The organism is Xenorhabdus bovienii (assembly GCF_024721015.1).
In the GTDB taxonomy this organism is placed as follows: Bacteria; Pseudomonadota; Gammaproteobacteria; order Enterobacterales; family Enterobacteriaceae; genus Xenorhabdus; species Xenorhabdus bovienii.
The window spans coordinates 1-6,386 of the sequence record NZ_JANAIF010000113.1 but is presented as its reverse complement, the minus strand read 5'-3'; the positions used below and the strand labels follow the sequence as shown (position 1 = coordinate 6,386).

The following is a 6,386-nucleotide window of genomic DNA, read 5'->3' as shown; positions in this document are numbered from 1 at the left end:
GGAAAATCCTCCTTAATGGATGCGGTGCTGAACCTGATACCGGAAGAAGAGCGTATCCAGTACAGCGCCATGACCGGGCAGAGCCTGTTCTATCTGGGGGAAACCAATCTCCAGCACAAGATATTGGCTATCGCCGAAGAAGAAGGCGTGCGGCAGGCCGCCTATGCGCTCAAGCTGTTGCAGTCGGACGGCGAGTTAACGATGGCGAGTACGGGCAAGGATGAAACCACGGGCAACCTGGTGACCAAAAGCTACACCGTCAAAGGCCCGGTGATGCTGATGTTAACGACGACCGCTATCGATGTTGACGAAGAACTGCTCAATCGCTGTCTGGTGCTGACGGTCAACGAATCGCGCGAACAGACCGAAGCCATCCATGCGGTACAGCGCCAGAAACAGACACTCGAAGGCCTGCTGGCTGAAAATGAGCGGGAGTATCTGACACAGCTTCACCAGAACGCCCAGCGGCTACTGAAACCGCTGAATGTGGTCAATCCGTATGCCAGCCAGCTCACCTTTATGTCAGACAAAACCCGTACCCGCCGTGACCATATGAAATACCTGACGCTTATCCAGAGCATTGCCCTGTTGCACCAGCACCAACGGGAAATCAAGACGGCGGCGCATCGCGGCAAAGTGCTCGAATACATCGAAGTGACCCAAGACGATATCCGGCTCGCCAATCAGCTCGCGCATGAAATCTTAGGCCGGACGCTCGACGAGATGCCGCCGCAGACGCGTAAGTTGTTACTGCTGATCCAGCAAATGGCGCACGCAATGGCATCGCGAGGTCAGCAGACGCTGCGGGAAGTGCGCTTTACCCGGCGGGATATCCGCGCTTACACGAACTGGAGCGACAGCCAGCTTAAGCTGCATTGCCAACGGCTGAGTGACATGGAATATCTGCTTGTTCACGGTGGCAGTCGCGGACATCTGCTGCAATACGAACTGCTGTGGGACGGTGACGGCGACAGCGCCCACTTAAGCGGTCTGATCGTGCCTGTATGATGATCGCAAGTCTTGGTAGAACCGAGGCAAGTCTATGCCCAGTCTGCCACAAGTCGGGGCTAAGTCTGGGTAAGCAAAATAGCCCTCAAGCCACAGCCAGACAGGGTTAGCTGTTCGTAAGTCTGACAAAACTAAAAATCACTGTTCCGGCAACATCATCAAAACGCACCGTCATACCGTACTGCCGGATACCCCCCACAACAGAAAGGAAAAACCCAATGACAACCTCACACGGCAACCCGCTTATCACGCTGCGGGCACAACTGGAAGCGTATCTGGATACGCTGGCCGCACAGGGATGTGCTGACCGCACACAGGAAACTTATCGCTGCTACCTGCTGCCCTTTATCGACTGGTGTGAACAGCGCACCGTCAGTTACCCTGCACAGGTCACCTTGCCGCTGCTGGAGAGCTGGCAGCGTTATCTGCGGGCTTACCGCAAGGCGGATGGCCAGCCTTACAGCCACAACGGCCAGCGGGAACGGCTGGGCACTCTGCGGCTGTGGTTCCGCTGGCTGCTGCAACGCCACCATATTCTCTACAACCCGGCCGAGCAACTGGTGTTGCCAAAAGAAGAGAAGCGGTTGCCCGCGCAAATCCTGAGCGAACGGGAAACCGCGCAGGTGCTGGACAGCCTTGACGGCCAAAGTATTTTGGGGCTGCGCAACCGGGTGATGCTGGAAATCCTCTGGAGCAGCGGCATCCGGCGTATGGAGCTGCGTCAGCTTCAGCGGGGCGATATCGACTTCGAACGCGGTGCAGTGGTTGTCAATCAGGGCAAAGGCCATAAAGACCGGGTTGTCCCCATTGGTGAGCGGGCACTGGGCTGGCTCAAACGCTATCTGTTGCATGTCCGGCCTTGTCTGGCCGCGCACTATGACAGTGGCTACCTGTTTATCTCGCAAAAGGGCAGGCCGCTGAGTCTGGGGCATCTGACGCACCTCGCAGGCAAGGCCATCCGACAGCAGGCGCATCTGGACAAGCCGGGTGCCTGTCACCTGTTCCGGCACTCCATGGCCACGCAGATGCTGGACAACGGAGCGGATATCCGCCATATCCAGGCGATGCTGGGGCACGAGAAACTCAATACAACACAAGTGTATACACGGGTCGCTATCGGACACTTAAAGAAAGTGCATAAGCAAACCCATCCGGCCGAGCGTGACCCTCAGGCATTGTCGGAAGCAGACAGTCATACCGAACCGCCAAAGAGTAGCTCAGGCGGTGCCAGCGGAAAGCTAGACGGCGAAGCGAAACAACCGCGTACCGGACAGCCCGATCTACCCCGTTGAGTCTGCTGGGTTCAGTGCAGGGGCAGACCGTGGCCGGACTGCCCGTCAGCTTCAGTGTCTGCGGGGGTACGTGGGCAATGGGCGGCCTGATCCACGATGCCCCCGTTCAGACCGTGCAGGCCGCCCAAAGCCCACTCACATAATGTGAGGGAATTATACGCCACTCGCCGTGCCGCCACGCAGCCAGTCAACAGCATCGGTGAGCGGTTCGCAGCGTATAATTTACATTATGTCTGCGCCCCCGCTTACCGGCATCGCAGGGTGCACCGCACAAGGCTGCGCCTTATGCCCTAATCTCCTGAGTCCATGCCGACCAAAACCGCGCCAGACCGAAACACCGTGCCCCCGTTCGGCTAAAACCGCTTCTTCTTTAGCTGCCGTGCCACCGTCCGGCCAACACCCCGGTAGGCAGGTCGGCCTGCGGCCTCCGTTTTTACCTCCCCCGCCCCAACCCCGCTGCACTGGCTGCGCGTGGCTCGCAGTCGCAGGCTCCTTGCTCGTTCCCGTGCTCGCCATCTCCGCCCCGTGCAGCCCCCGCAGGGGGCTTCCCTTGGAAACACGGTGCGGTCATGCAAGGCCGTGCCCGATCTGAAACACCGATGATCCGGAGCGTCGCAAGGCGCCGCTTGCAGGCTCTATGCCGCCCGCACCCGCAGAACGGCCGCCCGGTGTCCGGCAAGCCGGCCACCGTTCACCCGTTGCCGTGAAAAACTTCACAAAAACAGGCTGTTCAGCCAATAATCAGAAAAAAGGGACGCTATACTGCATAACGGCGTGTGGCGAAAGCAGGGTAAAAGTGCACCGGCGCAAACCCGCCAAACAGCCCAAAAGTGCACCTCGGCGTTTTAGGTTCGTGGGCGTGAGCAGAATAGGTAAAAACGGCTCTTTAACAATCTGATAGTCAAGGAAAAAATTGCTTAAAAAAGTATGACCGCACCGGAATCGTCTCTAAGACCCGATCGGGCTGTTGGGCGGGTTGAATCCGTATGGCTATGTCGATAATCCGGTCAATTTTGTTGATCCATTTGGGCTGACAAAATGTCACTTAGATAATCCGAAGAAAAAAGTAAATAGTGCAGATATAGGAGATATTGTTAGAACACCAACCTCTCATCCAGAAGATTTTACCAAAGTAAAAGGTGGTAACTATAAGAATAACTATACGAATGAGATATGGAGTAAAAGTAACACATCTCATAGCGATAAGATGGGGGAATGGAAAGTTGGCATTGGAAAGTCAGAACCTAAGCCAAGACATAAGATAACAATAGGTATGAGCGATGGAAAAATCATTAAAGTTGATAAATAATAATTTTTCACTAAATGAATTTAATTTTAGTGGGTTTAGTTCATCCGTAAATTGGGTTGGTTTTTTCGAAAGAAAAAATGTTTTTTCTTATCATTTTATTGATGAAGCTATTGAATTATTCTCTAGCTTTTTCAAAGGAAAAGATGGTAATCCAACCATTATCACTGCTCTTTCTTTTGATGACGAAAAAGAAGACGATATAGAGACGATTACGAGATATCAAGAAATTTACCGTAATGTCAAAGAAAGAAACTTATTACTCCCAATGACAGAAAGTTATGAGAGTTATTTGTATGGAGAAACATTATTACCAGCTCATTCACTAAGTTTTAGTTTTGAAGAAAGTGATTTTATCGATCTGTCAAAACTTATTATGTGTCATTCTGGGGTAGTAGGTCAGGTTTGTTTTTATATAAATCCTGCCCTCAATATAGGTGTTTATCCTCATGAAGATACTGGTTTTGGTTGTATAGCACTCAATGCAGAAAAAAGTACCTGCATTGATTTTCTAACACATTGCAATAAAAATGAAAATTTCAATATCGTTATAGATAACTAGCTCTGAAAATATAAGCCGGAAAGATCCCCATGATCTTCCGGCTTTGTTCTTTTTTAAGAGCCGCTCAATCCCTGCCCTTAGCGGCTTTTGTAGTCGCCAATCAGTTCACGCATTCTCAGCTTAATTTCGCCGAGCTGGTCTTGCTGGCGTTGGTACTGCTGCTTAATGCTGCGGGTGTCGTCACTGTCAGGGATGAGCACCAGACAGCCATCCATGATTTTGACGGTGAGTGTACAACCCTTATCAAAACCTGCGGCCTTAAGCCATTGCCCTTTAAGATGTATCGCGGGCGGGGCACTGGCCTTGTCATTTTGCGGCACATATCCCACGGTGTAATAACGTTCTGTTTTTGTAGCTTTAATTACCTACGACGGGCGTGGCCGGGTGCTCAGCACCGCCTCCCCCAGCGGCTACTGGTGTGACCGCTTCCGCTACTATGATAACGCCCGCATCACCACCTATCTGGATGGTGAAGGGGGCGAAACCCGCTACCACTACGACCCGAACGGGCTGGTGATACGGGGAGTTGACCCGCTGGGGCGCATCACCCGCCGCTAGTGGCGACACAGCCTGCTGATGTGGGAAAGCGACCCGTCAGGGCAGATGACGATCTTTGATTACTATGCGGACGGGGCTGCTGTCGCACCAGTCTGCCGGCCAGGCGACCCGGTTCTTCAAACAGACGCAGGCCGGGAACGACCCGCACTTCATCCTCTCCAGCCGCTACACCGCGACGGGAATGCTAGCGCATCAATCGGCAGGCCGGGCGACGGCGATGTTCCGTGACACACTACAGCAGAATGACCCCCACTTCCCGCCGCAGGCGACGGCGGTGAACCGCAGCTGGCAGTATGATCGGGCGTATAACCTCCGGGTGATTGATGACGGCCGCTGGGGGCAGACCCGCTACCGCTATAACCCGAATAGTCAGATAACCCAGACCCTGTATCAGGGGGCCCGGCCGTATGAGGAGCAGTTCCGTTATGACGCTAATGGCAACCTGAGCCAGCATATTCCGGTGGACGCGCAGGGGGCCGTGACGCAAATGACCCAGTGCCAGCAGGCCGGGCGGGTTATCCGGCGCGGTGATGCCAGCTACCGCTATGATGACAGCGGGCGGTTGGTAGAAAAGACCGCACAGCGCGATGGTTTCCGGCCACAAATGTGGCGCTACCGCTGGGATGCACTGAACCAGCTGACCCAGTGTGAAACCCCGGACGGCTCGCGCTGGCATTACCAGTATGATGCTTTCGGGCGGCGCATTCGGAAACTCAAAGTTCATGACGGTAAACTGGCCGCTGCGAACCTCCAGCGCTGGCTGGACGGCAAGCCGGATCTGACGCCGAAAACGACAGCCGTTATGGGGTATGACTACCTGTGGAGCGGCGACCAACTGATAGAGGAAACGTCGTTGTATGCGGATGGCACGCCCGCCGAAGATCAGCATATCCGCTGGCTGTACGAACCGGGTGAACTCACGCCGTCGGCGCGCTATGAACGGGGTAAATTGCATTACATCGTCAGTGACCATCAGGGTACGCCACGGGAAATACTGAACGAGGAAGGTGGGCTGGTGTGGGCGCAGCGGCTGACCACGTGGGGGAAAGCGGAACGGTCGCAGGTACTGGCCTCCAATGATGCCGATTATCATGTTGGCTGTAATCTGCGGTTTATGGGGCAGTACGAAGACGAAGAAAGTGGGTTATACTACAACCGTTTTCGGTATTATGATCGGGAAACTGGGCAATACCTAACTCCAGATCCCTTAAATCTTGAAGGTGGATTTAATCCGTACGGGTATGTACATAACCCGGTAGGGTTTGTAGATCCGTTTGGGTTGACAACCTGCCCAGAGGTGATAACCAAAAAAGCTGATCGCAGAAGAAGACATCATTTTCAGTCGGCTGCATATGAAAAGCATACCCAAGCTAGAACACCTGAAAAAGCAAAATCTCTATCTTCAAATGGAGGGGCTGCACAATATTGGGGGGATAATTTACCTAATAATTCCACAGCTCAACAAGTTACCGCTTTTAGAAATAAAGTGGAAAAAAATGCTTTACGAAATGGTACGGAAGTTAATTTAGGTAGCAATAAAGGTTCATCCTATTATATTTATGATGCTGGTTCACCAATTGGATATATACCCATCGTAATTGAAGATACTTGATTTTTCATTCGTATCAGATCAAGATCGCGCCCATGAAAATTACTCTGA

8 protein-coding genes and 2 pseudogenes are annotated in these 6,386 nt (G+C 53.1%); 6 read left to right on the top strand and 4 right to left on the bottom strand.

Translation table 11 applies throughout. From position 1 onward, the window contains the following. Both NXS07_RS18105 and xerC read left to right on the top strand, forming a co-directional pair. Positions 1 to 1,008, top strand: a pseudogene (locus NXS07_RS18105) (DNA primase); the annotation flags it as partial. A gap of 218 nt (positions 1,009 to 1,226) precedes the next feature. Continuing rightward, positions 1,227 to 2,300, top strand: coding sequence for a site-specific tyrosine recombinase XerC (xerC, locus tag NXS07_RS18100; RefSeq protein WP_258087331.1), 1,074 nt, complete (start codon positions 1,227 to 1,229; stop codon positions 2,298 to 2,300). A gap of 11 nt (positions 2,301 to 2,311) precedes the next feature. Here the strand turns inward: xerC and NXS07_RS18095 are convergent, their stop codons facing one another. Beyond that, positions 2,312 to 2,464 (bottom strand): hypothetical protein, encoded by a 153-nt coding sequence (locus NXS07_RS18095; protein WP_258087330.1) that lies wholly within the window; start codon positions 2,462 to 2,464, stop codon positions 2,312 to 2,314. Positions 2,465 to 2,522: 58 nt separating this feature from the next. Further along, on the bottom strand, positions 2,523 to 2,816 hold the full coding sequence (locus tag NXS07_RS18090) for a hypothetical protein (RefSeq protein WP_258087329.1): 294 nt from the start codon (positions 2,814 to 2,816) through the stop codon (positions 2,523 to 2,525). A 121-nt stretch (positions 2,817 to 2,937) separates the two neighbouring features. On the opposite strand from NXS07_RS18090, the gene NXS07_RS18085 reads away from it, so the two are divergent. The 3 genes and pseudogenes from NXS07_RS18085 to NXS07_RS18075 all read left to right on the top strand — a co-directional run bounded on the left by NXS07_RS18085 (position 2,938) and on the right by NXS07_RS18075 (position 4,168). Further along, entirely contained in the window at positions 2,938 to 3,198 is a 261-nt protein-coding gene (locus NXS07_RS18085; RefSeq protein ID WP_258087328.1) for a hypothetical protein, read from the top strand. Between the two features lie 54 nt (positions 3,199 to 3,252). Then, positions 3,253 to 3,609, top strand: a pseudogene (locus tag NXS07_RS18080) (RHS repeat domain-containing protein); the annotation flags it as partial. Beyond that, positions 3,581 to 4,168: a hypothetical protein gene (locus NXS07_RS18075; RefSeq protein WP_258087327.1), complete on the top strand. Its 588-nt coding sequence runs from the start codon at positions 3,581 to 3,583 to the stop codon at positions 4,166 to 4,168. The pseudogene NXS07_RS18080 and the gene NXS07_RS18075, both read left to right, overlap by 29 nt. 77 nt (positions 4,169 to 4,245) lie before the next feature. Here the strand turns inward: NXS07_RS18075 and NXS07_RS18070 are convergent, their stop codons facing one another. Continuing rightward, the gene (locus NXS07_RS18070; RefSeq protein ID WP_258087333.1) at positions 4,246 to 4,530 is read right to left on the bottom strand and encodes a SymE family type I addiction module toxin; all 285 of its coding nucleotides are present in this window, start codon (positions 4,528 to 4,530) and stop codon (positions 4,246 to 4,248) included. Beyond that, positions 4,526 to 4,735 carry a hypothetical protein gene (locus tag NXS07_RS22265; protein ID WP_438818395.1) on the bottom strand — a complete coding sequence of 70 codons (210 nt, stop codon included), beginning with the start codon at positions 4,733 to 4,735 and terminating at the stop codon, positions 4,526 to 4,528. The genes NXS07_RS18070 and NXS07_RS22265 overlap by 5 nt, the downstream gene beginning before the upstream one ends. Before the next feature lie 55 nt (positions 4,736 to 4,790). Here NXS07_RS22265 and NXS07_RS18060 point away from each other — a divergent pair, with 55 nt between their 5' ends. Next, complete coding sequence (locus NXS07_RS18060) at positions 4,791 to 6,338, top strand: RHS repeat domain-containing protein (RefSeq protein ID WP_258087332.1); 1,548 nt, start codon at positions 4,791 to 4,793, stop codon at positions 6,336 to 6,338. Positions 6,339 to 6,386 lie beyond the last annotated feature (48 nt).

Coding starts and splice junctions, on each gene's coding strand:
- xerC (WP_258087331.1), top strand. CDS start 1,227: ATGACAACCTCACACGGCAACCCGCTTATCACGCTGCGGGCACAACTG.
- NXS07_RS18060 (WP_258087332.1), top strand. CDS start 4,791: ATGCGGACGGGGCTGCTGTCGCACCAGTCTGCCGGCCAGGCGACCCGG.
- NXS07_RS18085 (WP_258087328.1), top strand. CDS start 2,938: ATGCCGCCCGCACCCGCAGAACGGCCGCCCGGTGTCCGGCAAGCCGGC.
- NXS07_RS18090 (WP_258087329.1), bottom strand. CDS start 2,816: ATGGCGAGCACGGGAACGAGCAAGGAGCCTGCGACTGCGAGCCACGCG.
- NXS07_RS18075 (WP_258087327.1), top strand. CDS start 3,581: ATGGAAAAATCATTAAAGTTGATAAATAATAATTTTTCACTAAATGAA.